Here is a 26102-nt window from a genome sequence, read left to right on the forward strand (position 1 = left end):
GTGCTCAAGGAGAGTCCGCTTGAAGACGAACGACGTCGAAATCCTGGTCATTGGCGCGGGCATGGCAGGCCTTGCCACTGCCTATTACCTTGCCGTCCAGCACAAGCGCTCGCGCCTGTTGATCGTGGACGAGGGCCAGCCAATGGCGCTGACGTCCGCCCAGTCGGGCGAGAACTATCGCAATTGGTGGCCGCATCCGACCATGGCCGCGTTCACCGACCACAGCACCGATCTGATGGAGGACATCGCGCGTCGCACCGACAACCGCTTCCACATGACGCGGCGCGGTTATCTTCTCGTGACGCGCGACGAGAGGCCGGAAGAGCTGCTGCAGCAATTATATGCAGGCTACGGCACTTCGGCCTCGAAGCTGATCCGCCTGCACGATGGCGCAGCCAAGGACTATTCGCCCCCGCTGTCGGCCGACTGGCAGACCGCGCCCGACGGCGTCGATGTGCTGCTCGGCCGCGACCTCATCCACCAATATTACCCGGCCTTCGACAGCGAGGTCGCCACTGCACTGCATATCCGCAGGGCCGGCGACATCAGCGGTCAGCAGCTCGGCCAGTACATGCTGGAGACGATGCGCCCTTTGGGCGCTCAGTTTCAGCAGGCGCGCGTGGTGGGCATTTCGAAGGCCGACCGGTTTGTGGTCGACGTCATCGCCGATGGCACGCGCCAGACCATCAGGGCCGATATCATCGTCAATGCCGCCGGCCCGTTTGCGGCGTACATCGCAGCCATGCATGGCGAAGAGCTGCCGATCTTCAACGTGGTCCAGCAGAAGATCGCCTTCGTCGACCGCAACCGCGCGGTTGACCGGAAGATGCCGTTTGCGATCGATCTCGACGGCCAGACGTTAGCTTGGTCGACCGACGAGCGCGAGGCACTGGCCGCGTCTCCGGAACTTGCCCGCCTGCTGGAGCCCATGCCGGGCAGCATTCATTGCCGCCCCGACGGCGGCGATCACGGTCAATGGATCAAGCTGGGCTGGGCCTTCAACGCAGAGCCGGCCGAGCCCACGCGCGAACCCGAGCTCAATCCCTATTTCCCCGAAATCGTGCTTCGCGCCGCAAGCCGGCTCCAACCCGCGCTCAGGCAATATCTGGACGCCCTGCCGCGCGACCGTGTGCATTACGGTGGCTTCTATCCGATGACGAAGGAGAACTGGCCGCTGATCGGCGCAGCCAGGACGCCCGGCGTATTCCTGACGGCCGCCTTGTCTGGCTATGGGACGATGTCGGCATGCGCTGCGGGCGACCTCTGCGCCCGGGCGGTTGTCGGCGCGCCGGTTCCTTCCTTTGCCGGCGCGCTCTCGCTTGCACGCTACGAAAACCAGGCGCTCATGAACGAGCTGGAGAATGCCGAAAGTCGCGGGCTGCTCTAGCGGCCCATAAGCCCGACGCTCTCACGCCGCGGCGGGCGCCTCCCATGCTGCAGCCGCGACTACGTCCTCTTCGCGTTGCGCATTGCACGCGTCGAAATGCGCCTTCAGCGCGACCTCGGCGAGATGTTCGAAATGCTCGGCCTGGCCGAGGAGTTCCCAGTTCTGAAGCGGCCTGTAGGCGGCCTGCTGACGACAGAGGGACGCCAGCGCCCGGTAGCGACGTACGTTCTCCATGAGACCCTCCCTCGCATTCACTGGGTTTATTGCCCTGATTTGCGTCACGCCGATGGCGTTTATGCAAAACATTTGCTGCGTGCATAACGCGCCTGACCTCGGTCAACTTTCGAGAAAGCCGGGTCAGAATTTTAGTTCCAAACGTCCGCGTGGAACTCTCGTCCCAATGCACTAGGCGTAGAGGCGGCGCTCCACGGTCACGCCGACCAGGTCGAGATAACGCTCGATCAACTCGGGCCGGCCGACGAGATATCCCTGCATCTCCTCGCAGGCCTCGCGCGCCAGAAAGGCACGCTGCGCTTCCGTCTCGACGCCTTCGGCGACAACAGGGATATTCAGCGCATGCGCAAGGCTTAGCACCGCGCGGACGATCTCGGCCGATTGCGGCGTCGCCTCGATATTGGAGATGAAGCTGCGGTCGATCTTAATCTTGTCGAACGGAAACGACTGCAGATAGGACAGCGAGGAGTAACCGGTGCCGAAATCGTCCATCGCGATACGGATGCCGAGCGCCTTCAGCCGCCGCAGCAGGTTGAGCGCGCGGGTGAAATCTCCAATCAGCACGCCCTCGGTGATCTCGACCTCGAGCCGCGTTGGTGAAAGCCCCGTCTCCAGCAGGATCTGATGGATCGAGCGTTCGAGATTGCCGGCCTGGAACTGGACCGGCGACAAATTGACCGCGACCTGCAACGGCCGCGGCCAGGATGCCGCCTCGCGGCAGGCCTCACGCAGCACCCATTCGCCGATCTCGATGATCAGCCCGTTCTCCTCGGCGAGTGGAATGAACTGGTCCGGCAGCACGAAGCCTCGCGTCGGGTGATTCCAGCGCAGCAGCGCCTCGAAGCCGATCACCTCGCCATCTATCCGCGCCTGCGGCTGGAAGAAGACCAGGAGCTGGTTCTGCTCCAGCGCCTGCCGCAGATCATGCTGCAGCAGCCTGCGGTCGCGCAGCTCCTGGTCCGTGTCGGATTCGAAGAACCGGACCCTGCCCCGCCCCTCGCGCTTGGCGCGATAGAGCGCGGAATCGGCTTGGCGAGCAGCGTCGCCGCATCCACGCCGTCATCGGCGTAGACAGCAATACCGATGCTGACGCCGACCTGGGAAAGATAGTCGTCGATCTCGAGTTCCTTGCCAATCACCTCGACCAGCCGCTCGGCGAGCGTCAGCACGTCCTCACGGCGGACGTTGTCGGGCATCAGGATCATGAACTCGTCGCCGCCGATGCGGGCGACGAAGGCGCCATCGGCTTCCGCGGCAAGACGATCGGCCGCCGCCCGTATCAACATGTCGCCGACCGGGTGGCCGAAGACGTCGTTGACCTCCTTGAAGCGGTCGAGATCGAGGCTGAGCACCGCAAAACTGGTCGAGGCCTCCTGCGCCCGCTCCAGCCGCTCGTCCAGCGCCGCGTTGAAAGCACTACGGTTCGGCAGGTCGGTCAGCGCATCATGATATGCCAGGTGGCTGATGCGTTCCCGGGTGGTGACGCGCTCGGTGACGTCCTCGATCACGCCGACCAGATATTGCGGATCGCCGGCGCCATCCGTGATCAGCATTTTGCGTGAATTGACGACGCGGTCGTGACCCTTGACGCCTATTTCGAGCAGGTGCTCCTCGAGGAACATCGGCATGCCGCTGGCAACGACTCGACGATCCTGCTCATTGATGATGCGGGCGACGTCGGCCGGAAAGATCTCGTCCGGTGTCCGACCCAGCATCTGTTCGCGGGGCATGCCATAATATCTCTCGCCGGCACGGTTGAGCAGGATATAGCGCGAATCCTTCGCGCATTTCGCGAACACGGCGATCGGGATGTTTTCGACGATAGTGTCGAGGAACTCCTGGGTCCGCAGCAGATCTTGCTCGACCTCATCGTGCGTGCGCGCGCGGGCGTCGATCATCCGCTGGCGGTCGCGCTCGCTTGCTGCATAGGCCGCGCTGACGAGCTCGCCCAGCTTGACCACGTCGACTCGTCCGCTGGCGTCTGTGGCGCAGCGAAGCTGCTCGGCGAACAGCCGATGCATGCTCACGCGAGCACTCCGCGCCGCGCGGAGGCCACATGCCTGAAAATGTCCTCGATCCGCATCCCCGCGCACTCTCGCACTTCTAGGGCGCAGCTTGTGACGCTTAGCGTTGCGCGGACGTTAATCGAATTTTCGCCTCAGGCGCGTTGGTTACCCTGACCTGAAAGAGCCAATCGGTTTGTACAGTATCCTCCGTAGATCCCCGGAGCAAAGTGCCACGCCTTGGGACAACCGGAACGACGAAGCTTTTGATGCTTGCGCCTCCCGTAGTCTACCGGATGCGACCTCCTTCGCCCGCGCGCTTCGGCTGCGCGGAACTATGTTGCAGCTTCGGAACCCGACCGGCCTCAGCGGCAATGCGAATGGCGGCGATGTTGGCGGCATAATCGGCGCTGCTCTTGCCGCGGAACACGGCGGAGCCCGCCACCAGCGTATCGACGCCGGCGGCAGCAACTGCAGCAGCATTGTCGCGCGTGATACCGCCATCGACCTCGAGCCGGATCGGCCGGTCGCCGATCATGCTTCGAATGCGCCGGATCTTTTCGAGCTGGGATTCGAGGAAGGCCTGGCCGCCGAAGCCCGGATTGACCGTCATCACCAGCACGAGGTCGAGGCGATCGAGCACGTATTCGATCGTGCTCTCCGGTGTGGAGGGACAGAGGCTGACGCCGGCCTTCTTCCCGAGCGCGCGGATCGCCTGCAGCGAGCGGTCGAGATGCGGACCCGCTTCGGCGTGGATCGTGATGACGTCAGCGCCTGCCTTCGCGAACGCCTCGAGGTAGGGATCGGCCGGTGCGATCATGAGATGTACGTCGAAGACCTTCTTCGTCAGCGGCCGGATCGCCTTGATGACGTCGGCACCAAAGCTGATGTTCGGGACGAAATGTCCGTCCATCACGTCGCAATGGATCCAGTCGGCGCCGGCCGCGTCGATCGCCGCGATCTCCTCGCCGAGACGCGCGAAGTCTGCAGCCAGGATCGAGGGAGCAATAAGGATCTCGCTGGTCATGCCTTCACGTTCCTTTCCGCAACCGGACCGCCGCTGAAGACGCGGCTCGCAAGGACATCCGCCGGGTCGATGGTTTCGAGGTCTGCGACATCGAGCATGCGGTTGAGATCGGACACCAGGCGATCGGCCTGCCGCAGGCGGATGCGATCGACCGCGTTGCGAATCGAGCGGGCGTTGGAGAAGAACGGCTGGGTCCGGCGCAAGGCGATGTATTTCTCGAACGCCTCGCGTGCCGCTACCGAGAAGCGATAACCCCGCTCCTTCAGCATCAGCTCGGCAATGACGAGCAGCTCGGCCTCCGCATAATCAGGGAATTCGATGTGGTGCGCGATGCGCGAGCGGAAGCCTGGATTGGAGGCGAAGAAGCTCGTCATCCGCTCGCCATAGCCGGCGAGGATCACGACCAGGTCCTCGCGCTGGTTTTCCATCACCTGGAGCAGGATCTCGATGGATTCCTGGCCGTAGTCGCGCTCGTTGTCGGGTCGATGCAGATAATAGGCCTCGTCGATGAACAGCACGCCGCCCATCGCCTTCTTCAGGATCTCCTTCGTCTTCGGCGCGGTGTGGCCGATATACTGGCCGACGAGGTCGTCGCGCGTCACCGAGATCACCTGCCCGCGCCGCACGAAGCCGAGGCCGTGCAGGATCTTCGCCATGCGCAGCGCGACAGTCGTCTTGCCGGTACCGGGATTGCCCGTGAACGACATGTGCAGCGTCGGCGGCGCGGCGGCGAGACCCGCGCGCTGCCGGATGCGCTCGATCAGCAGCAGCGAGGCGATCTGGCGCACGCGGTTCTTGACGGGCTTGAGCCCGATCAGCTCCTGATCGAGCTGTTGCAGCGTATCGGTGATCCCGGCCGCTTCGGCCTCCTTGCGGAGATCGAATTGGGTCTCGCTCTGTTCGGTCGTCGTGGCATGGGGGACATCGAGCATCGGCACCTCGAAGAAAAGAGCTTCGCCGCGGGGGAGCGGCGAAGCAGTGGTCCGCCAAGGATACGGAGCAGGGAGTGCTCCGCGCGGAGAGAGAATGGCTATTGAGGCGCGTGGGCGGCGGGCTTCCGCACCGTGGTGTAGCGGATCGCGCGTCCGGCCGCTTCCTGCCGCACCAGCTCGAATTCCGCTTCCTGCGGCGGCCGGTTGACGAGGAACGAGATCCGCACCGACTCCCAGCCATGGCTGGAATCGAAGCCGCTGATGCGGATGTAGCGGTCGCCATACACCCTGCGGCATTCGGCGAGCTCCATCATCACGCCGGCGGCGTCCTGGAGATCGAACATCGGCAGGCCCCACATCTCCCAATAGGTGTTGCGGGGATGCGGGTCGTCGGTGAATTCGATGTTCACCGCCCAGCCATTGGCGAGGCAATACTGCACCTGGCTGGTGATCTGCTCGTCGGTCAGATCCGGCAGGTACGAGAAGCATCCCTGGGTCAGTTTCATGTCAAATCTCCTCAGACGGTTTCCAGCGCCGTCGGCACGAAGTCCGGCGTGTCGGTGGATTGGTAGTTGAAAGTGACGTCCTTCCAGACCTCGAGCGCGGCCTTCAGCGGCGTGCAGGTTTCGGCGGCCCTGGCCAGGATCTCCGGGCCCTCATGGACGTAGTCGCGGCCTTCGTTGCGGGCGAGGATCATCGCTTCCAGCGCCACACGATTGGCGGTCGCGCCGGCCGCAATCCCCATGGGGTGGCCGATGGTGCCGCCGCCGAATTGCAGCACGACATCTTCGCCGAGCAGGTCGAGCAGCTGGTGCATCTGGCCGGCATGGATGCCGCCGGAGGCCACCGGCATCATCTTGTTGAGGCTCGCCCAATGCTGGTCGAAGAACAGGCCGTGCTCGAGCTTGGTCGGGTTGAAGTCCTCGCGGCAGACATCGTAGTAGCCACGCGTGGTGTTCGGATCGCCTTCGAGCTTGCCGACCACCGTGCCAGCGTGGATGTGGTCGACGCCGGCCAGGCGCATCCATTTGGCGATGACGCGGAACGACACGCCATGGCTCTTCTGCCGCGTATAGGTCGAGTGACCGGCGCGGTGCAGATGCAGGATCATGTCGTTGCGCCGCGCCCATTTGGCCATCGACTGGATCGCGGTGTAGCCGATCACGAGGTCGATCATGACGATGCACGATCCGAGCTCTTTCGCGAACTCCGCGCGCTCGTACATGTCCTCCATGGTCCCTGCGGTGATGTTCAGGTACGTGCCCTTCACCTCGCCGGAAGCAGCCTGCGCGCGGTTCACCGCCTCCATGCAGTAGAGGAAGCGATCGCGCCAGTGCATGAAGGGCTGCGAGTTGATGTTCTCGTCGTCCTTGGTGAAGTCGAGTCCGCCCTTCAGGGCCTCGTAGACCACGCGGCCGTAGTTGCGGCCGGACAGACCGAGCTTCGGTTTCACCGTTGCGCCCAGCAGCGGCCGGCCGAACTTGTCGAGCCGTTCGCGCTCGACCACGATGCCCGTCGCCGGGCCCTGGAATGTCTTCACATAGGCGACCGGGAAACGCATGTCCTCGAGGCGTAGCGCCTTCAGCGGCTTGAAGCCGAACACGTTGCCGATGATCGAGGCCGAGAGGTTGGCGATCGAGCCCGGCTCGAACAGGTCGAGATCGTAGGCGATGTAGGCGAAATACGAGCCCGGCGTGCCCGGCACCGGATCGACGCGATAGCATTTCGCGCGATATTTCTCGGCCGCGGTCAGCCGATCGGTCCACACCACGGTCCAGGTCGCGGTCGAGGATTCGCCGGCGACCGCAGCCGAGGCCTCGATCGGGTCGACGCCCTCCTGCGGCGTGACGCGGAACAGCGCGATGACGTCGGTGTCCTTTGGCGTGTAGTCGGGCTCCCAATAGCCCATGCGCTTGTATTCCATCACGCCGGAGCGATAGCGATCTTTGCCGCGAACTGTGCCTGCATGTGCGTTCATGTCTCTCTCCTGCTCTTTTCTCTGCTCTTTCTGATTGACTAAGCCGCCACGGACTCGCGGGCATCGATGCGAGGATCGAGCTCGCCTGCGCGATAGCGCCGCGCCATCTCGCTCATCGGGACCACCTTGATCTTGCTGGCATGGCCCGCGGTGCCGAACTGCTCGAACCGTTCGCGGCACAGCTCGCGCATCGCGTCCATCGCGGGCTTGAGGAATTTGCGCGGATCGAACTCGGAGCGAGCCTGCGCGGCCACTTTGCGGAACACCGCGGTCATCGCGAGACGGCAGTCGGTGTCGATATTGACCTTGCGCACCCCGCTCTTGATGCCCCGGACGATCTCCTCGACCGGTACCCCCCAGGTCTGCGGCATCTCGCCGCCGAACTGGTTGAACATGTCCTGGAGCGGCTGCGGCACCGAGGAGGAGCCGTGCATGACCAGATGCGTATTCGGCAGCCGGCGATGGATCTCCTCGACCACCCGCATCGCCAGGATGTCGCCATCAGGCTTGCGGCTGAACTTGTAGGCGCCGTGCGAGGTTCCCATCGCGATCGCCAGCGCATCGACTTTCGTTGCGCGGACGAAATCCACCGCCTGGTCCGGATCGGTCAGCAACTGGTCGTGACTGACCTTGCCCTCGACGCCGTGGCCATCCTCCTGCTCGCCGCCGCCATGTTCCAGCGAGCCGAGCACACCGAGCTCGCCTTCGACGGAAGCGCCGACCCAATGGGCGAGATCGACGACGCGGCGCGTGATCGCGACGTTGTAGTCATAGTCGGCCGCCGTCTTGGTGTCGGCCTTCAGCGAGCCGTCCATCATGACCGAGGTGAAGCCGTGGGCGATGGCGGAGGCGCAGGTTGCCTCGTCATTGCCGTGGTCCTGGTGCATGCAGAGCGGAATGTCCGGATAGGTCCGCTCCAGCGCGTCGATCATGTGCGAGAGCATGAGATCGCCGGCATAGCTGCGCGCGCCGCGCGAGGCCTGGATGATGACAGGTGCGTCGACCTCGGCCGCCGCCTGCATGATCGCGATGCCCTGCTCCATGTTGTTGATGTTGAACGCCGGCACGGCATAGCCGTGGCTTGCGGCGTGATCGAGCAATTGGCGAAGGGTGATACGGGCCAAGGGTCGTCCTCCTTATTGGCTCTTGCGGGCGATCGCCCGGCGGGCCGCTTCCGCAATGCTTTGCGGCGTGATGCCGAATTCGCGGTACAGCACCGGCGCCGGCGCCGAGGCGCCGAAACCGCGCATGCCGACGAATTCACCGTCGGTGCCGATCCAGCGATGCCAATCGCCGGCGACGGCCGCCTCGATGCCGACGCGCGGCGCGGTGCCGAGCACGGAGGCGCGGTAATCTTCCGGCTGCTCCTCGAACAGTGCGAAGCAGGGTGCGGACACGACGGCCGCGCGGATGTGTTCGGTCGCAAGCAGACGCGCGGCTTCCAGGGCAATCGACACTTCCGAGCCGGTTGCGATCAGCGTCACGTCGCGGCCGCCATCCGGCGAGACGACGAGATAGGCGCCGCGTGCGACGCGGTTCCTGCCGCGGACATCGCTGCGGAAGGTCGGCAACGCCTGCCGCGACAGGCACAGCACCGAGGGGCGATCCTCCGCTTCGAGCGCACAGTCCCAGGCCTCCAGCGTTTCCACTGCGTCGGCGGGGCGAAACACAAGCAGGTTCGGAATGACCCGCAGCGCCGCGAGATGCTCCACCGGCTGGTGCGTCGGCCCATCCTCGCCGAGCCCGATGGAGTCGTGCGTCATCACATGGATGACGCGCAGCCGCATCAGGGCCGCAAGGCGGATCGCGGGCCGGCTGTAGTCGGAGAACGCGAGGAACGTGCCGCCATACGGGATGAAGCCGCCATGCAGCGCCAGGCCGTTCATCGCAGCGGCCATGCCGTGCTCGCGAATGCCATAATGGATGTAGTCACCGGCGAACGCGCCGCTCTTGACCGGCGCCTGCGCCTTGGCATGCGTCAGGTTCGAATGGGTCAGGTCCGCGGAGCCGCCGACCAGGCCGGGAATCGTTCCGGCGATGCCGTCGAGCACCTGCTGCGAGGCCTGCCGCGTCGCGAGCTTTGGCCGCTCGCTGGCAAAGCGCTCGCGCAATTTTGCGGCGGCCAGCGCATAGGCGGCCGGCAGCGCGACGGCCTTGCCCTCAACGAACAAATCGCGCTGCTCGGGCGTCGCGTCTTCGTAGCGATCGAGCCAGGCGAGCCGATCGACCTGCCCGCGCTGCCCGATCATCCGCCATGCCTTCTGGATCGTGACAGGCACCACGAAGGGCTGATAGTCCCAGCCGAGCGTCCGGCGCGCCGCCGCCGTCTGCTCGATGCCGAGCGGCGCGCCATGCGCCTTCTCGGTGCCCTGTCTATCAGGCGCGCCATAGCCGATGATGGTGCGGCAAGCGATCAGCGACGGCTTTGCGGTCTCCCGCTCCTCCGCAATCGCCTGCGCAACGGCCTCGGGATCATGCCCGTCGACGCGGCGCACCGACCAGCCGGAGGCTGCGAAACGGGCGAGCTGGTCGTCCGACGTTGCAAGCGAGGTCGGACCGTCGATGGAGATGCCGTTGTCATCGAACAGCACGATCAAGCGGCCGAGCCCGAGATGGCCGGCGAGCGAGATCGCCTCCTGGCTGATGCCCTCCATCAGGCAGCCGTCGCCGGCGATGACATAGGTGAAGTGATCGACGAGGCCATCGCCATGCCGCGCATTGGCCATGCGCTCGGCGAGCGCCATGCCGACCGCGGTCGCGATCCCCTGCCCCAACGGACCGGTGGTGGTCTCAACGCCGGGCGTGTGACCATATTCGGGATGGCCCGGCGTCTTCGAACCCCACTGCCTGAAGGCCTTGATGTCGTCGAGGCTGACGTCGCCACCGGTGAGGTGCAGCAGCGCATAGAGCAGCATCGAGCCGTGCCCCGCCGACAGCACGAAGCGGTCGCGGTCCGGCCAGTTGGGGTGGGCCGAGTCGAATTTCAGGAAGCGCGAGAACAGCACGGTCGCGACATCGGCCATGCCCATGGGCAGGCCGGGATGGCCGGATTGCGAGACCTCGATGGCGTCGACCGCGAGGAAGCGGACGGCGTTGGCGAGATCGTTGTGCGTGACCGCCGTGAGGTCGGCTTCGGCGTGGACGGAGATGTTCATCGGATTCTCTCCCTGTTCACTTCAGGCTGCGCTTGCGCTCGATCAGCTGCATGATCAGCGGTGTCAGGATCAGCTGCATCGCCAGATCGAGCTTCGCGCCGGGGCACACGATCGAATTGGCGCGCGACATCCAGCTCTGCGGCAACATCGACAGCAGATAGGGGAAGTCGATGCCGCGCGGGTTCTTGAAGCGGATCACGACCATCGATTCGTCCGGCGTCGGGATCCAGCGCGCGATGAACGGATTCGAGGTATCGACCGTCGGGACGCGCTGGAAGTTGATGTCGGTCTCGGTGAATTGCGGGCAGATGTAGTGGATGTAGTCGGGCATCCGCCGCAGGATGGTGTCGGTGACGGCCTCGGTCGAATAGCCGCGCGCGCTGCGGTCGCGGTGCAGCTTCTGGATCCATTCGAGATTGATGACAGGCACGACGCCGATCTTCAGATCGGCATAGCGCGCGACGTTGACCTTGTCGGTGACAACGGCGCCGTGCAGGCCTTCATAGAACAGCAGGTCGGAGTTCTCCGGCAGCTGCTTCCAATCGGTGAAGGTGCCGGGCGCCGCGCCATGCAGCGCGGATTCCTCGGCGTCGTGGACGTAGTGCCGCGTCACCGCCGTGCCGGTCTCGCCATAGTCGCGGAAGGCGCGCTCCAGCTCCTCGAACAGGTTGGTCTCGGGGCTGAAATGGCTGAAGTGCTTGTTGCCGCGCTCGGCTTCCTTCGCCATCTGCGTGCGCATCTCGGCGCGGTCGTAGCGATGGAAGGCGTCGCCTTCGATGTAGGCGGCGTTGACCTTCTCGCGGAAGAAGATCTGCTCGAAGGTCTTCTTCACCGAGGTGGTGCCGGCGCCGGAGGAGCCGGTGATGGAGATGATCGGATGCTTCCTGGACATGGGATACCTCGCTCAGAGCCGGAAGAATCCGCGCCGCGCGAACAGCGGCGCTGAGACGCTGGCAACCAGCAGCGGATCGCAGTGCAATTCCTCGACGCGCCGCACCTCGTTGCTCGATCCCATGATCAGCGGCACGCGCTGGTGCAGGCTCTGTGCCGAGAGGTCGAGGATGCGCTCGCGCCCGGTGGAGGCCGAGCCGCCGGCCTGCTCGATGATCATCGCCATCGGGTGCGCCTCATAGATGAGGCGCAGGCGGCCGTCGCCATAGCCGGGACGCGCATCCGAGGGATAGAGGAACACGCCGCCGCGGGTGAGGATGCGATAGGCCTCCGCGACCAGCGAGCCGATCCAGCGCATGTTGAAATTATGGTTGGCAGGGCCTTCGATGCCTGCGAGGCATTCGTCGATGAAGGCGCGCACCGGCGAGTCCCAATGCCGGCGATTCGACGCGTTGATCGCGAACTCCTCGCAGGCCTCGGAGATCTGCACGGCGCTGCGCGCGAGGCGGAAGCAGCCGGCCTTGCGGTCGAGGGTGAAGATGTCGACGCCGTCGCCGAGCGTCAGCACCAGCGAGGTCTGCGGCCCGTAGGTGACGAAGCCGGCCGCGAGCTGCGCCGAGCCGCGCTGGTGGAAGGCGAGCGCGAGATCATCGGGCGCGGGCAGGATCGAGAAGATCGTGCCGACGGTCATGTTGATGTCGATGTTGGAGGAGCCGTCGAGCGGATCGATCGCGACGCAGATCCGGCCGTCGCGGTCGCCGATCTGCGGCTCGCGCATCTCCTCCGACGCCAGCGCTGCGACCGGCAGGCTGCCGAGGCAGCGGCGCAGGATCGCATCCGCCTGCACGTCGAGATCGCGCTGGACATCGCCGTCGCTGTTGCGGCCGGTGGTCAGGCCCGATGCGTCCGCCAAATCGCCGCTGGCAATGAGGTCGGCGATCTCGATCGCGGCCGCCGCGATGGCATCGACTGCGGCCGCCACGGCCAGCGCGTGGGGCGCGGTCTCTGAATACCGTTGAAGGTGGTCGTCCAGCCTGAGTTGCCCGGTCATCTGCGTCCATCCCCTGGGCCGGCGCCGCATCCATTGCCCTCCACGCTGGAGGTCGGTGCGGTCAGTCCCGGCATCAGGAGATTGACAGGGGCGGCTTAATAAGGAAAATTTCTATTCATAATGAGCGCCAAAGAATTTTCTTATAATGGCCCCGGCCATGCGGCGGCCCAGCTCCGGCATCTGACGATCCGGCAGCTTCGCTCGCTTGCGGCGCTGTCGGCCAAGGGCAGCGTGACCGCGGCCTCTGGCCATCTCGGGCTGACGCAGCCGGCCGTGACCCAGCAGCTGCGGCAGCTTCAGGACCTCGCCGGCCTGCCCCTGGTGCAGCGGACCGGCGACGGCATGCTGCTGACCGAGGCGGGCAAGGAGGTGCTGGCGCTGGCCGAGCGGGTCGAAGCCGCGATCATGGACTGCCAGGGCGCGCTCGACCTGCTTGCGGGGCGGACCGGCGGCACGGTGCAGCTCGGCGCGGTCTCGACCGCGAAATATTTCGTGCCGCATGCCATCGCGGCGTTCTCGAAGCGACATCCCAAGATCGAGATCAAGCTCACCATCGGCAATCGCGAGGAGATCCGCGAGGCCATGCACGGCTACGACCTCGATTTCGCGGTGATGGGTCGGCCACCGGCCGACGTCAGCGTCGACGTCCGTCAGCTCGGACGCAATCCGCACGTCATCGTCGCGCGCAAGGGGCACTGGCTGGAGAAGGATTCCGGCCTCAGCCTGACCGATCTCGTGCACGAGACCTTCCTCACCCGCGAGCCCGGCTCGGGCACGCGGACGCTGATGGAGGGCATGTTCCAGAGGTCGGACCTCGAGCCGATCATCGGCATGGAGATGAGCAGCAACGAGACCATCAAGCAGGCGGTGATCGCCGGGCTCGGCATCGCCTTCATCTCGGCGCACACCGTGGCACATGAGCTCACCGAGGGCCGGCTCATCGTGCTCGATGTCGCCGGCCTGCCGATCGTGCGGCAATGGTACGTGATCCGCCGCAGCGACAAGGTGCTGCTGCCGCCGGCGCAGGCGATGTTCGATTTTCTTGGTTCCGAAGGGTCGAACTATCTGCCCGTCGTGCCCGAGCTCGGCGGGCCATAGCCCGCCGATGGCTATGCCATCAACTTCATCGCGATCGTCGCTGCCAGAATGACGATGATCTGCAGCAGGCGCTCTGTGGTGAATATGCGGTTGAAGGTGGTCATCGCTCGCCCCCGCCCTCCCTAAAGGAGATCTCGATCGGGATGTTGCTAGCACAAGCGGGCATCGAGACAACTCCGTAGTCGCCCCGGGTCGCCCGCGCCCGACGGGGCCGATTGCGCCCCGCCCTGCGCGATCAACGATCAGGCTGCGAGCGGAGCGGCGTAGTCCATGCGCGTGGCGAAATAGGCTTCCAGCTCCGACAGCGCCCGCGCTTCCCAATCCCTCGCCTGCTCCAGCAGCGACCAGCTCTGGCCCGGGCGGAATGCGGCGGTCTGGCGATAGAGCGATGCGATGCCGCGATAGCGGCGCACGTTCTCCAGGATGGCGTGTCCGTTGATCTGGCCGTTCATGTCCAAAAACTCCCTCGTCATTCCCGGGGGAGAAATTGCGGCCAAATCTTTTTCGAAAAGTTAGCGGCGCGCGGCAAGCTCGCGCATGGTTGCCGGACTGTTGCGCGTGCGCAACGTGCACGCTGGCGCAATGCCGATTTATTGCGAATTCGTTGCCGCGCTCTTGCCCGAAGGCTTCAGCCCGCCGCGGCTGTTGATCGTCATCGTCTTCCGGCACAGATCGGCAAGGCCGATCAGGAGCACGGCGAGCAGGCAAAACAGGTTGATGGAATCGGCGTTCGCGCTGGTCAGCGCATTGAACGCGAAGAACGGCGGCATGAACGCCCACCACACCAGCGGAATGGTGAGCAGTGCAGCGAACGCCGCGGCCGGCACGCCCGCGACGAGCGCGAGCACGAACAGGCCTGGCAGGAACGCCGCGAAATAAAGCTTTGCGCCAAGCGCGACGCAGATGCCCTGAAGCAGGGCCGAAACCGCGACGATGACGAGGCCCAGCACAAACGCCTGCCACGACCATGGCCGTACCCGCGGTACGCCAAACAGCCCCGCACCCCTCATCAACCTCCCCCTGCCGCCCGTTAACCAGGTCCGATTGCGACGAAAGTACTACAACTGCAACCAAACCGCGAGATGGAAATTGCGGCACATACCGCATGGCACGGCCGCGTGTCCCGGCTTGGTAAACACGCGCATCGGACAATTTCGGTCCCGGCCGGCGGCTACTCGGTGACCGCATAGAGCAGGCCCGCCACGGGCAGAGCGAGGCCAATGGCCGATGCGAGCGCCCAGCCGCCCTGTGCGAAGGCCCAGGCGCCGACCGCGGAGCCGGCGGCGCCGGCCGCGAAGAACGTCGCCATGTAGAGGCCGTTGAGGCGGCTGCGATGCTCGTGCCCGAGCGTGAAGATGGCGCGGAAGCCGAGCACGACGTTGCCCTGCACGCCGATATCGATGGCAATGGCGGCCGCCACCAGGCAGGCGAGGTTCAGCATCGAGCCGGGCGCACCGATATAGGTCGCGAGGAAGCCTGCGGCCGCGAGCAGCATCGCAACCAGCGTCGCGATCCGGCTATGGCCGCGATCGGCGAGCCGGCCCGCGATGGGCGCTGCGAACACGCCGGCAACGCCGGCCAGCGCAAACAGCGCGATGCCACGCTGGGAGAAACCGAACGCGCGGGCGAGCTGGAGCGGCGCCACCGTCCAGAACAGGGTGAAGCAGCCGAACAGGCTCGCCTGGTAGAGCGCCCGGCGCCGGAGCAGCGGCGTGGTCCGGGCCAGATGCGGCATCGACAGCAGCAGCGTGCCGTAATGCATGCGCGCGACGGGCTTGCGCTTCGGCAGCGCCATCCAGAGCGCGGCCGCGAGCACGATCATCAGCGCGGCGGAGGCGAAGAACACCGCATGCCACGACGAGGCCGCGGTGACGAAGCTCGACACCGGGCGCGCCAGCATGATGCCCAGCATCAGGCCGGTCGAGACGTTGCCGACGACGCGGCCGCGGATGGCCTCGGGCGCGAGATGTGCGGCATAGGGAATGATGATCTGCACCGCGACCGAGCCGAGGCCGATGAACAGCGCGGCCACCAGGAACGGCAGCGCATGGGTGGCGAAGGCGGCGGCGAGCAACGCGGCGGCCCCGAGCGTGATGACGGAGCAGATCAGCGCGCGGTTCTCGACGAGGTCCCCGAGCGGCACGATGAAGAGCAGCCCCACGCCATAGCCGATCTGGGTCATGGTCACGATCAGCCCCGCCGCTGCATGCGACAGGCCGAGCGCGGCGCTGATCGGGGCGATCAGCGGCTGGGCGTAATAGAGGTTGGCGGCGACCATGCCACAGGCCGCGGCAAGCACGAAGGTCAGGCGCTGCGACACCGCATCCGGCTCGGGTGCGGTCTCGATGGTGGCATTCATGGTCATTTACGTGGGTCTCCGAGAATAGGGAACTATCATTCCCTAATATGGCATGAGTTCAGGCGAGCAGCTTCATCGCGACGCCGACGAGGCGGGCCCCGTCGAGCGGCAGGCGCGCCTTGCCGACGACGCGCATGCCTTGCGTGATGCAGATCATCAGCCGCGCGGTGTCGTCGGCATTGACATGGCCCGGAATCGAGCCGTCGGCCCGGCCCTCGCGAATGAGGCCGGCGATGAAGTCTTCATTGGTCTTGAGCTGTGCGTCCACGCGCGCACGGATCACCGGATCGACCGCCGACAATTCCACCGCGCTGCCGACCACGAGACAGCCGCGCCGTCCCTCGATGCCCTGGGAATGTTCGGCATAGGACAAGAGGACGTTGCGCAGCCGCTCGCGGCCATTCTCCCCACGCGCAGCGGCGCTGCGGGTCTGCTCCTGGCGCAAGGCGGTATAACGCTCGAAGGCGGCGAGGAATACGGCATGCTTGTCGCGAAACGCCTTGTAGACGCTGCCGGTGGCAAGCCGCATCGCGGCGGTGAGATCGCCGATCGAGGTGGCGTGATAGCCGCGCTCGCGAAACACGCGCAGTGCTCGGTCGAGCGCGATATCCATGTCGAACTCCCGGGGACGACCGGGCGGACGAGCGACAGCTTGCGATCGGCGGGCGGTTTTTTGCATTGCGATATAATAGGGAATGATTGTTTCCGAATAAAGACACGTGGTTGTGATTGGCGGTCCAGCCTTCTCGTGTCCCGGACAAGCTGCAACGCGCAAGCGTTGCGGCGCAGAGCCGGGACCCAGGCTGCGCCAGCGTTGTCGGAAATGTGGGCCCCGGCTCTGCAGCGCATCGTCGAAGAGACGCTGCGCTGCGTCCGGGGCACGAGAGCAGAGAGCGGCGCACCGCTGTCTCCACATCGTCATTCCCCGCCTTGTGCGCAATTGCGCACTGGAGCGGGGAATCCAGTACGCCGCGGCTTCTCGGCTTAACAACAAATGTCTCGGAGTACTGGATCGCCCGGTCAAGGCCGGGCGATGACAGCGAGTGTGTGGCCGCAGACACGCCTTCGCATCCTCGCGGCTGATTTCGCCCGAGCTTTGCTTCGTCTCTCCACCCTCTGAACCAAGAGGGCGCAGGGAAGGCCGGGTGCTGACCTCGCACCCGCGGTCCACTGCGCGAAAGGTAGCGCAAAGGAGACCGCACAGCAGCATACAGGTGGTGCCAATCGCTCGGCCTTCCCTGCGCGATGGTTGGACGGCTTATGCCGTGCTCTCCCGGGAGCCGAATTCCTTCTGGCCTCCCTCGTCCTTGCGAAATTCACCAGCACCGCGCCGGTTGACGCGACTGCCGCCTCCGCAAGAGCTTGGCCGTAGCAACGACGGCCAGGACCACACGGTTTTGCCATACGCACGGCCCGCCATTTCGCCGCAGTTTTCCCAGCCCTGTCGACGGAGCCGGAAACTTACAGACGAGACGAACCTGACAGCGCCGTTCGTCCGCACGAAGTTTTGGGCTCACGGAGAGCAATCCGCCCTGCCCAAACCTCTCGCGCCCGACGCTGCCGCGTCCACCGCAAGCCCGGCTCGCGACAATGACGACCTCATGATCGCCCCTCAAGGATGAGCCGGGATGGGCGACACATACGACAAATCCGAATTTCGGTAAAGTGAAATATTTTTGACGCGGCGGGTTGACAGGCGGGCGACACAGCCCGGTCTCGTAGCCCGGATGAGCGAAAGCGACATCCGGGACCTTTGCGAGTGGATTCCCGGGTATCGCTGCGCTCACCCGGGCTACAAGAGCATCAGCCCTTCACCGGCGTTCCATCCGCCATCGTCGCCACACCCTTCCGTTCCACGATCATCCCGTAGGCCTGCGGCTGGCGATGAACGTCGAAATTGAACGTCGTGCGCTTGTAGGAATTGCAGAGGTCGAGATCGCAGCGGGCGAGCGCGAGCTCGTCGCCCTTGGTCGTGCAGCGCGCGATGATCTCGCCTGAGGGCGCGATGATGCAGCTGCCGCCGATGTGGTCGACGCCCTCCTCGACGCCGGCTTTGGCGACGCCGACCACGAAGGTGCCGTTCTGGTAGGCGCCGGACTGCATCACCAGGTGATTGTGGAACAGCGAGAGGTCGTCATGCTCCGGCGCGGGCGGATTGTGCACCGGCGTGTTGTAGCCGATCATCACCATCTCGACGCCCTGCAGGCCCATCACGCGGTAGGTCTCGCTCCAGCGGCGGTCGTTGCAGATCGCCATTCCCATCATCCCGCCGAATGCATCGACAACGCCAAAGCCGCTGCCGGGCTCGAAATAGCGCTTCTCCAGATGCTGGAATTTGCGCCACGGCTCATGCTCGGCATGGCCGGGCAGATGGACCTTGCGGTACTTGGCGACGATCGCGCCGCTCTTGTCGACGAGAATGGAGGTATTGTAGCGCCTGACGATGCCGGCCTCGGCCGTCAGCTCGGCATAGCCGAGGTAAAATCCGATGCCGAGCTCGCGGGCGAGATCGAACAGGGCTCGCGTCTCCGGCCCCGGCATCTCGCGCTCGAAAAAGCTGTCGATCTCGGCCTGATCCTCGAAATACCAGCGCGGAAAGAAAGTGGTCAGCGCGAGCTCGGGATAGACGATCAAATCGCAGCCATTGGCCCGGGCTTGCCGCATCAATGCCATCAAGCGTGCGACGACCTCGGCCCTGGTCTCACGCCTCGCAATCGGGCCAAGCTGGCCGGCCGCCACATTCACAAATCTCGCCACACGTCTGTCCTTCGCTTTTTGGACGCACGCTACCCGCGCCGTCGTGACCGCGCACATGCAGATTCCGCGCCTATGGCCCGCGCCGCGCAACAGCAAGCCGGGCTGCGCGACCAATCGAGGAATTTCCGTTGCCGATCTGCAACGGTTCCCCGCCGTCTGAAGCCGGACAAAAGAAACTCCCATTGCGGCCACGAACCGCTCTCACAACGCCGTGAGACTATCAGGGGAATAACGATGCGCGCACAACGCGTTTGGAAAGTGAATGGGGCCGCCAGCATCGGGCAGCTCCAATCCAGGCTGGACGACCTGAACAAGCGTCTCAGCCAGCTCGAAAACCAGAATCCGGAGAATTGGAAGCTCGAAGAGCTGAGATCGAGCGCGCTCAGCCTGTCGCGCGAGATCGACGACATCCGCTGCGCGGAGGCGACGGCGGCGTTGAGCGAGCTGCTGCGGAAGTAGCCGACCCGCCGATTCGCGCGCCGCGCAGGAACCAACCTTGCTCGCCGCCATTTCCATGCTGAGCATGGAGCAAGATCATGACCAGGCACCTGACGCGAGCCCATCTCGCGCGCGGCGCGGCCGGGCGCGGTTTCCACGCTGGTCCTGTGCGCGACCGCTGCCTTCACCATCGCGCACCACTTCGCGCTGTGAGGACTATCCCATGACGTCCGACCCCGAGGAATCGGTAAGGCTGCAAGGTTTTGGCGAGATGACGTTGCGCACGGCGATCGCGACGCTGATGGCGCTCGCCCCGCGCGAGCGATCGGAGGCTGCCGTCTTCCGCGTCCGCGACGGCGTGCAACTCGCGCAAAGCGAGATCACCGATCTCGCTTCGGATTGGGGCATGACGCCTATGGTGGAAGTCAGGTCGCCACGGCTGGTCCCGGAGCAGCACTGGACAGACATCGTGCGCGGCATGGTGCGCGAGGCGCCGCTGCCGTCGCTGATGGTGGCGTTTTTGCTGGGCGTGCTGGTGGCGCGGCGGTGAGGACATCCACACCGCCGGTACCAACGCCCTGGACCTATTCGTGGCGATCCATTGCGGACATGGTCTTGGTGTCACGCATGGTCAGATAGACCAGCAGCGACACCGCGATGCAGGCGGTCAGATACCAGTAGAACCAGCTTTCGTGACCGATGGACTTGAACCAGAGCGCAATCGATTCCGCGGTGCCGCCGAAGATCGAGACAGTCAGTGCATAGGGCACGCCGACGCCGGTCGCCCGCACGCTGGTCGGAAACAATTCGGCTTTCACCACCGCATTGATCGCCGTGTAGCCCGATACGATCATCCAGGCAGCGGCGATGAGGAGGAAGGGCCGAGAACGCATCATGCGTCGCCTGGAGCGTCGTCAACAGCGGAATGGTGAATAGCGTGCCGGACACGCCGAATCCGATCAGGAGCCATTTGCGCCCGATGCGGTCGGAGATCGCGCCGTAGACCGGCTGGAGCACCATCGCGAAGACGAGGCTTCCTGCCGTCACCATGGTGGTCTGGTCGTCCGTCAGCTTCACCGAGAGGCGAAGGAATTTCTGCATATAGGTGGTGTAGGTGTAGAAGGCCGCCGTGCCGCCCATGGTCAGTCCCACCACCAGCAGAAGCTCGCGCGGATAGTTCAGCAGCATACGGATCGAGCTGGATTTCTTGACCGCCGCCTGGCTGCTCTTGAAGGCATCGGTCTCATGAAGGTTGCTGCGCATCAGCGCGGCCACGACCGCGAGTACGGCACCGAACGCAAACGGCACGCGCCAGCCCCAGGCGCGGATCTCCTCGGTCGAGAGAAACACCTTCTGCAGCAGGAGCAGCACGAGGATGGCGCAGAGCTGACCGCCGATCAGCGTCACATACTGGAAGCTGGAATAGAAGCCGCGGTTCTTCTCGTCCGCGACCTCGCTGAGATAGGTTGCACTGGTGCCGTATTCGCCGCCGAGGCTCAGGCCCTGCAGGACGCGCGCAAGGCCGAGGATGATGGGAGCCGCCAGCCCGATCGAGGCGTAAGTCGGCGTCACCGCGATGATCAGCGACCCGAAGCACATCATCACGACGGACAGCGTCAGGGCGTTGCGGCGGCCGTAGCGATCGGCGAGATGGCCGAACAGCCAGCCGCCGAGGGGACGCACCAGGAAGCCCGCCGCAAACAGCAGCGCCGCGTTGAGCTGCTGCACCACTTCATCGCCGTCGGGAAAAAACGCCTTGGCGAAATAGAGCGAGAACGCCGCATAGGCATAGAAATCGTACCACTCGACGAGATTGCCGACGGAGCCGACGAAGATCGCCCGCAACCGGCGCTTCATGTCAAGGCTATCCGCGCGCGTCTCCGTGACGGGCGCGCCGACATTGTGAATTGAGGCTTCCTGTGAACTCACGACGTCCTCCGCATATTTGTTGTCCTTTGACGAAGCCATCCGCTCGCTTGTTGGAGCGCGAGTTGATGCCGCCCCGAAAAACCGGATGGTTTCGGCGCTCCTTGAGCAACGGCCGTGCCAACGCGACCGGCGCGCGAAAACGCTGGGAATTGCAGCAAACAGGGCAGTTTCTTGAGGAGGAAAGCCTTGCGGGGGCCAGAGCGTCGGCAAGAATCCGCCGACGCGAACGCCGATATCGGCGGATTTCCGCCGAGGCTTGCCGGCTCAGGGATCCCTGCGGCCGGGCCGCGCCAGCGCGTATTTCGCCATTTTCTCGTTCAGGGTCCGGCGCGGCACGCCAAGCTCCTCGGTGACGGCGGCAATCGACCCATCGTGCTCGCGCAAGGCGGCCTCGATCAGCGCGCGCTCATAGGCCGCAACGCGGTCGGCGAGCGTCCGCTGCGGCGCCCCCGGTTCGCCGCGCCGCAGGATCTCGGCCACGCTGCGGCCGGTCGCCGCCAGCCCCAGCGCGTAGCGTTCGGCAACGTTCTTCAGCTCGCGCACATTGCCTGGCCAGTCATGGGCGAGCAGCGCATCGAGATCGTTCGCCCGCAGCGACGACATGGTGCGGCCCGCGCCCTTGGCGGCGGCGGCGGCGAAATGCTCGAACAGCAGCAGGACGTCATTGCCGCGCTCGCGCAGCGGCGGCAGCTGGATCTCCGCCGCCGCGAGGCGGAAGTAGAGATCGGAACGGAAGCGCCCCTGACGGCTTTCGGTCGCAAGATCGCCTTTTGCAGCCGCGATGACGCGAACGTCGACCGGCAGAAGCCTGTTGGAGCCGACCCGCTCGATCGTGCGCTCCTGGAGGGCGCGCAGGATCTTGGCCTGGAACGGCAGCGGCATGCTCTCGATCTCGTCGAGCAAAAGCGTGCCGCCGCTGGCATGCTCGAACTTCCCGATGCGGGCGCCACGTGCGCCGGTGAAGGCGCCGGCCTCATGGCCGAACAATTCGCTTTCGAACAGCTCGGCCGGGATCGCGGCACAGTTCACGGCGACGAAGGGCGCCTTCGCACGCGGACCGAAATCGTGCAGCGCCCGCGCCACCACCTCCTTGCCGGTTCCGGTCTCACCGGTGACGATCACGTCGCGATCATGACCGGCAAGCTCGAGGATGCTGGCCCGCACCGCGACCATCGCCTTCGACAGCCCGACCAGGCGGGCATCGATCTCGCCGGGCGCGGCAAGGCGATCCGAGAGCTGGCGAAGCTGCAGCTTCAACTGCCGCCGCTCGATGGCGCGCGTCATGACGGCGGAGAGGAGCTCGGGATCATGAGGCTTCTGCAGGAAGTCGTAGGCGCCCTCGCGCATCGCAGCGACCGCCAGAGGCACGTCGCCATGCGCGGTCAGCAGCACGACGGGAATGTCGGGATCGGCGCGGTGAACGTCGCGCATCAATTCCAGCCCGGATCGGTGCGGCATGCGAAAATCGGTCAGCACGGCGTCGGGCGGGCTGTCTGTCACGAGACGAATGGCCTCATCCGCGCCGGCGGCGGCCCTGACCGTGAAGCCGCCCAGCTCCAGCCATTGCCGCACCGAATTGCGGACGATCTCCTCGTCGTCGACGACGAGCACGGACCCGCTCATGCGTGCAATTCCTGATGTTGCGAGACCTGTGCGACGTCCAGGACCGGAATGACGACCTTGAAGGTCGAGCCCCTGCCCGGCGTGCTGTCCACCAGGATATCTCCTCCGAACTCCCTGACAATTCCGTACGAGATCGAGAGCCCGAGGCCAAGCCCCTCGCCGATCTCCTTGGTCGTGAAGAACGGGTCGAACAGCGATTTGATGTGCTCGGGTGCGATGCCCGCGCCGGTGTCGCTGACCTCGATCACGGCGCTGTCGTCGCGGCGGTCGAGCGTGACCCCGAGGACCCGCCGCTCGCGATCGCGCATCGCATCGATCGCGTTCGACAGCAGATTGACGACAACCTGCTCGAGCCGGATCGGATTGGCGAGGCCATGAAGCGACTCGGCCGGCGCGGAGCGCACCACCTCGATATGCTCGTTGTCGATCCGGTATTGCAACAGGCGGATCGCATTGTCGACCACGGGCGCGAGCGCGACGGCGCTGCGCGTGCCGGTCTCCTTGCGCGCGAACATCCTGAGGTGATCGATCAGCGCCATCATGCGCTCGGCGATCGAGGACATCAGGTCGAGATTGGCGGCGGCGCGATCGACCTCGTTGCGGCGGAGCAGGACGCGGCTGCTCGCGACATAGGTGATCAACGCCGCGAGCGGCTGGTTGATCTCGTGGGCGACACCGGCGAGCGCCTGACCGAGGCTTGCAAGCTTGGCGCTCTGCACGAGGCTTTCCATGGTCCGGCGCAGCTCTTCCGTGCGCTCGGCCACACGCCGCTCGAGAACGTCATGTGCATCGAGCTTCGCCCGGACGACCTGCCGGCGCTGATAGGCCACCAGCACGACCAGCAGAGAGGCGATCAGGGCGAAGACGCTCGCGATCGCGGCGGTCGCCGCATTGCGCCGTGCATCCGCGACGTCGGAGAACAGGAGCAGCCGCCAGCCCTGATCGTGCGGACGGACCTGAAGGGCGTAGTCCCCAAGCTCGACATTGCCTCGGCCGCGCGCACGACCGATCTGAACGCGTTCCCGGTCGCCTTTGGGCAGGAAGACCGGAGCCGGGTCGATCGCCTGACCGAATTGCTGCACGGCATTCAGTTCTGCGAGTCGCTGCGCGGGGATCGGCAGCAGCGGACGGTATTTCCAGTCCTCGCGGCTGGCGAGGAAGATCACGCCATTCTCGTCCTCCATCGCGACGAGGTCGCCGGCGCGCCCCCAGTCGGCCTCGAGCGCACTGAGATCGATCTTGACCACGGCGACGCCGAGGGTTTTGCCGCCCTCCATGATCCGATGCGACAGGAAATAGCCAGGCTGTCCCGTGGTGGCGCCGACGGCGTAGTAATGGCCCTCGCCGGCTCGCATGGCGTCCATGAAATAGGCGCGGAACCCGTAATTGTGTCCGACGAAGCTCGAATCCAGATCGAAATTGCTTGCCGCGAGCGCGAGGCCGGTGCTGTCGAGAACATAGAGCTCGGCGGACCGGGCTCCCTGATTGAGCGATTTGAGGTAGCGGTTGGCGGCAGCGGCCGCCGATGCATCATGGGGGTCGCGATAGAGCTCGCGGATGGGATCGGCGAGCGACAGAACCGCCGGCAGATAGCGATAGCGCGCGACAGTCGCATCGAAGGTGCTGGCAATCAGCGCAAGCCGGTCATTGGCCTCCCGCTCCATGCGCGCAAAGGCGGCATCCAGCGCAAGGACGTAAGCCAGCCAGCCCGCTGCCGCGATGGCCGCAAGCGCGGTTGCGCCGATCAGCACGTATCGCGGCAGGGCTGGACGGGGGCGTTGCATCGGGGCTCCGGATCGAGGCGATATCGCTAGTAGCACAGGCAGGACCTGTGGCGCGGCTGCGAACAAGGGGGCTCCGGCGGATCCCCGAGCCGGCCACGCGGTCGCCTCGCACCCTGATTGCCTTGCGGAGCCATGCCGCATCGGCAAGCGGCCCTGCCGACCCAAATCCGCCGTGGACCCGATCCCGAAATCGTTGCAAAAAGGCGCTCCGAGGCTCCGGCGGCCGGTCCGCCAAGTCTCTGGAAAACGTCGACTTTTGGAAGAATGGTCGGAGTGGCAGGATTCGAACCTGCGACCCCTGCGTCCCGAACGCAGTGCTCTACCGGGCTGAGCCACACTCCGACAAGAAGGCGGCTTATAGCGTCGGGTTTGGCGCACCGCAAGCGGCCGAGATGAGGAATTTTGTCCCTGTGAAAACGGGTCTTGAAACGCTGATTTTACCGGCTGGCGAGGCCGCCGCCGGGGCCGCGGCCCGGATGCTTGCGGCCGGCGGGCTGGTCGCGTTTCCGACCGAGACGGTCTATGGCCTCGGCGCGGACGCCGCCAATGCCACCGCAATCGCCCATATCTACAGCGCCAAGGGGCGGCCTGCGTTCAATCCGCTGATCGCCCATGTCGCGGACATCGCCGCTGCACGGCGGATCGGGCGGTTCGACGCCCGCGCATTGAAGCTCGCGGAGACGTTCTGGCCGGGGCCTCTGACCCTGGTGGTGCCGAAGACGGACGACTGCCCGGTGGCGGATCTCGCCACCGCGGGCCTCGACACCGTCGCGATCCGCATTCCCGCCCACCCGGTGGCGCAGGCGATCCTGCGCGCCTTCGGCGGAGCCGTGGTGGCGCCCTCCGCCAACATCTCCGGCCACGTCTCGCCGACGCTGGCGGCCCATGTCGAGAGCGACCTTGCGGGGCGGATCGACCTGATCGTCGACGGGGGACCGGTCCACGTCGGCGTCGAATCGACGATTGTCGGCTGCCTCAACGCGCCGATGCTGCTGCGGCCCGGCGGGCTCTCGCGCGAACGGATCGAGGCGGTGCTCGGTGCGCCCCCTGGCGCGGCCGCCGGTGGAGGCCGACAGCGACGACAGCCAACCGCTGGCGCCGGGCATGCTGGCCTCGCATTACGCGCCGCGCGCCAATGTGCGGCTCAACGCGCAGGACGTTGCGCCGGGCGAAGCGCTGCTGGCGTTTGGCCCCGCGCGGCTGCCCGGCGTTGACGCTGCCGCGGCCGTCATGAATTTGTCGCCCGCCGGTGATCTCGATGAAGCCGCCGCCAATCTGTTCGGCTATCTTCGCAGCCTGGATGCGAGAGCGCCGCGCGCGATCGCGGTGATGCCGATTCCCGAAGTGGATCTGGGCGAGGCAATCAATGACCGGCTGCGGCGAGCTGCGGTGGCCCGATAGCGCATGATCCGGAAAAGTGTGCAGCGGTTTTCCGATAGGATCATGCGCAAGAGAA

The 26102-nt window shown here is 65.4% G+C and carries 22 protein-coding genes, 1 tRNA gene and 2 pseudogenes; 5 read left to right on the plus strand and 20 right to left on the minus strand.

Annotation, left to right across the window (positions count from 1 at the left end; translation table 11 throughout):
- Window positions 1-19: 19 nt before the first annotated feature.
- Entirely contained in the window at window positions 20-1387 is a 1368-nt protein-coding gene (locus ACVJ19_RS40260) for an NAD(P)/FAD-dependent oxidoreductase (protein WP_453954607.1), read from the plus strand.
- Window positions 1388-1408: 21 nt separating this feature from the next.
- On the opposite strand, the gene ACVJ19_RS40265 is transcribed toward ACVJ19_RS40260, so the two are convergent.
- The 11 genes from ACVJ19_RS40265 to ACVJ19_RS40315 all read right to left on the minus strand — a co-directional run bounded on the left by ACVJ19_RS40265 (window position 1409) and on the right by ACVJ19_RS40315 (window position 12658).
- Complete coding sequence (locus tag ACVJ19_RS40265; RefSeq protein ID WP_453954608.1) at window positions 1409-1621, minus strand: hypothetical protein; 213 nt, start codon at window positions 1619-1621, stop codon at window positions 1409-1411.
- A 171-nt stretch (window positions 1622-1792) separates the two neighbouring features.
- Window positions 1793-2572 carry a putative bifunctional diguanylate cyclase/phosphodiesterase gene (locus ACVJ19_RS40270; protein ID WP_453955305.1) on the minus strand — a complete coding sequence of 260 codons (780 nt, stop codon included), beginning with the start codon at window positions 2570-2572 and terminating at the stop codon, window positions 1793-1795.
- On the minus strand, window positions 2482-3642 hold the full coding sequence (locus ACVJ19_RS40275; RefSeq protein WP_453955306.1) for a diguanylate cyclase domain-containing protein: 1161 nt from the start codon (window positions 3640-3642) through the stop codon (window positions 2482-2484). The genes ACVJ19_RS40270 and ACVJ19_RS40275 overlap by 91 nt, the downstream gene beginning before the upstream one ends.
- Window positions 3643-3913: 271 nt before the next feature.
- Window positions 3914-4651: a ribulose-phosphate 3-epimerase gene (rpe, locus tag ACVJ19_RS40280; protein ID WP_453954609.1), complete on the minus strand. Its 738-nt coding sequence runs from the start codon at window positions 4649-4651 to the stop codon at window positions 3914-3916.
- Window positions 4648-5583, minus strand: a complete 936-nt coding sequence (cbbX, locus tag ACVJ19_RS40285; protein ID WP_453954610.1) for a CbbX protein — start codon at window positions 5581-5583, stop codon at window positions 4648-4650. Before cbbX ends, rpe begins: the two co-directional genes overlap by 4 nt.
- 98 nt (window positions 5584-5681) lie before the next feature.
- Complete coding sequence (locus ACVJ19_RS40290) at window positions 5682-6089, minus strand: ribulose bisphosphate carboxylase small subunit (RefSeq protein ID WP_453954611.1); 408 nt, start codon at window positions 6087-6089, stop codon at window positions 5682-5684.
- An 11-nt stretch (window positions 6090-6100) separates the two neighbouring features.
- Window positions 6101-7561, minus strand: coding sequence for a form I ribulose bisphosphate carboxylase large subunit (locus tag ACVJ19_RS40295; RefSeq protein ID WP_453954612.1), 1461 nt, complete (start codon window positions 7559-7561; stop codon window positions 6101-6103).
- Between the two features lie 38 nt (window positions 7562-7599).
- Window positions 7600-8685, minus strand: a complete 1086-nt coding sequence (gene fba / locus ACVJ19_RS40300; protein WP_453954614.1) for a class II fructose-bisphosphate aldolase — start codon at window positions 8683-8685, stop codon at window positions 7600-7602.
- Window positions 8686-8697: 12 nt separating this feature from the next.
- Window positions 8698-10716 (minus strand): transketolase, encoded by a 2019-nt coding sequence (gene tkt / locus ACVJ19_RS40305; RefSeq protein WP_453954615.1) that lies wholly within the window; start codon window positions 10714-10716, stop codon window positions 8698-8700.
- A 16-nt stretch (window positions 10717-10732) separates the two neighbouring features.
- Window positions 10733-11608 carry a phosphoribulokinase gene (locus tag ACVJ19_RS40310; protein WP_211401688.1) on the minus strand — a complete coding sequence of 292 codons (876 nt, stop codon included), beginning with the start codon at window positions 11606-11608 and terminating at the stop codon, window positions 10733-10735.
- Window positions 11609-11620: 12 nt separating this feature from the next.
- Window positions 11621-12658 carry a class 1 fructose-bisphosphatase gene (locus tag ACVJ19_RS40315; RefSeq protein WP_453954616.1) on the minus strand — a complete coding sequence of 346 codons (1038 nt, stop codon included), beginning with the start codon at window positions 12656-12658 and terminating at the stop codon, window positions 11621-11623.
- 120 nt (window positions 12659-12778) lie between these two features.
- Between ACVJ19_RS40315 and ACVJ19_RS40320 the strand changes: the two genes are divergently transcribed.
- Entirely contained in the window at window positions 12779-13756 is a 978-nt protein-coding gene (locus ACVJ19_RS40320; protein ID WP_453954617.1) for a LysR family transcriptional regulator, read from the plus strand.
- A 242-nt stretch (window positions 13757-13998) separates the two neighbouring features.
- On the opposite strand, the gene ACVJ19_RS40325 is transcribed toward ACVJ19_RS40320, so the two are convergent.
- The 5 genes from ACVJ19_RS40325 to ACVJ19_RS40345 all read right to left on the minus strand — a co-directional run bounded on the left by ACVJ19_RS40325 (window position 13999) and on the right by ACVJ19_RS40345 (window position 18872).
- Window positions 13999-14208, minus strand: a complete 210-nt coding sequence (locus tag ACVJ19_RS40325; RefSeq protein ID WP_232993882.1) for a hypothetical protein — start codon at window positions 14206-14208, stop codon at window positions 13999-14001.
- Window positions 14209-14346: 138 nt separating this feature from the next.
- On the minus strand, window positions 14347-14766 hold the full coding sequence (locus ACVJ19_RS40330; protein WP_453954618.1) for a DUF4118 domain-containing protein: 420 nt from the start codon (window positions 14764-14766) through the stop codon (window positions 14347-14349).
- Between the two features lie 161 nt (window positions 14767-14927).
- Window positions 14928-16121, minus strand: coding sequence for an MFS transporter (locus tag ACVJ19_RS40335; protein ID WP_453954619.1), 1194 nt, complete (start codon window positions 16119-16121; stop codon window positions 14928-14930).
- Between the two features lie 52 nt (window positions 16122-16173).
- A complete protein-coding gene (locus ACVJ19_RS40340) occupies window positions 16174-16794 on the minus strand; it encodes a TetR/AcrR family transcriptional regulator (protein WP_453954620.1) in 621 nt (206 codons plus the stop codon).
- Window positions 16795-17918: 1124 nt separating this feature from the next.
- The gene (locus ACVJ19_RS40345) at window positions 17919-18872 is read right to left on the minus strand and encodes an N-carbamoyl-D-amino-acid hydrolase (protein ID WP_453954621.1); all 954 of its coding nucleotides are present in this window, start codon (window positions 18870-18872) and stop codon (window positions 17919-17921) included.
- 234 nt (window positions 18873-19106) lie between these two features.
- Here ACVJ19_RS40345 and ACVJ19_RS40350 point away from each other — a divergent pair, with 234 nt between their 5' ends.
- On the plus strand, window positions 19107-19331 hold the full coding sequence (locus tag ACVJ19_RS40350) for a hypothetical protein (RefSeq protein WP_018648745.1): 225 nt from the start codon (window positions 19107-19109) through the stop codon (window positions 19329-19331).
- A 202-nt stretch (window positions 19332-19533) separates the two neighbouring features.
- Window positions 19534-19860, plus strand: a complete 327-nt coding sequence (locus ACVJ19_RS40355; RefSeq protein ID WP_453954622.1) for a hypothetical protein — start codon at window positions 19534-19536, stop codon at window positions 19858-19860.
- A gap of 34 nt (window positions 19861-19894) precedes the next feature.
- On the opposite strand, the pseudogene ACVJ19_RS40360 reads toward ACVJ19_RS40355, so the two are convergent.
- The 4 genes and pseudogenes from ACVJ19_RS40360 to ACVJ19_RS40375 all read right to left on the minus strand — a co-directional run bounded on the left by ACVJ19_RS40360 (window position 19895) and on the right by ACVJ19_RS40375 (window position 24988).
- Window positions 19895-21167: pseudogene (locus ACVJ19_RS40360) on the minus strand (MFS transporter).
- Window positions 21168-21503: 336 nt separating this feature from the next.
- Complete coding sequence (locus ACVJ19_RS40365; protein WP_453954624.1) at window positions 21504-22862, minus strand: sigma-54-dependent transcriptional regulator; 1359 nt, start codon at window positions 22860-22862, stop codon at window positions 21504-21506.
- The gene (locus tag ACVJ19_RS40370; RefSeq protein WP_453954625.1) at window positions 22859-24646 is read right to left on the minus strand and encodes a sensor histidine kinase; all 1788 of its coding nucleotides are present in this window, start codon (window positions 24644-24646) and stop codon (window positions 22859-22861) included. Before ACVJ19_RS40370 ends, ACVJ19_RS40365 begins: the two co-directional genes overlap by 4 nt.
- Window positions 24647-24911: 265 nt before the next feature.
- A tRNA-Pro gene (locus ACVJ19_RS40375) sits at window positions 24912-24988 on the minus strand.
- Window positions 24989-25056: 68 nt separating this feature from the next.
- Between ACVJ19_RS40375 and ACVJ19_RS40380 the strand changes: the two are divergent.
- Window positions 25057-26047, plus strand: a pseudogene (locus ACVJ19_RS40380) (L-threonylcarbamoyladenylate synthase).
- Window positions 26048-26102: the final 55 nt, after the last annotated feature.

Source organism: Bradyrhizobium sp. USDA 376 (genome assembly GCF_054063675.1).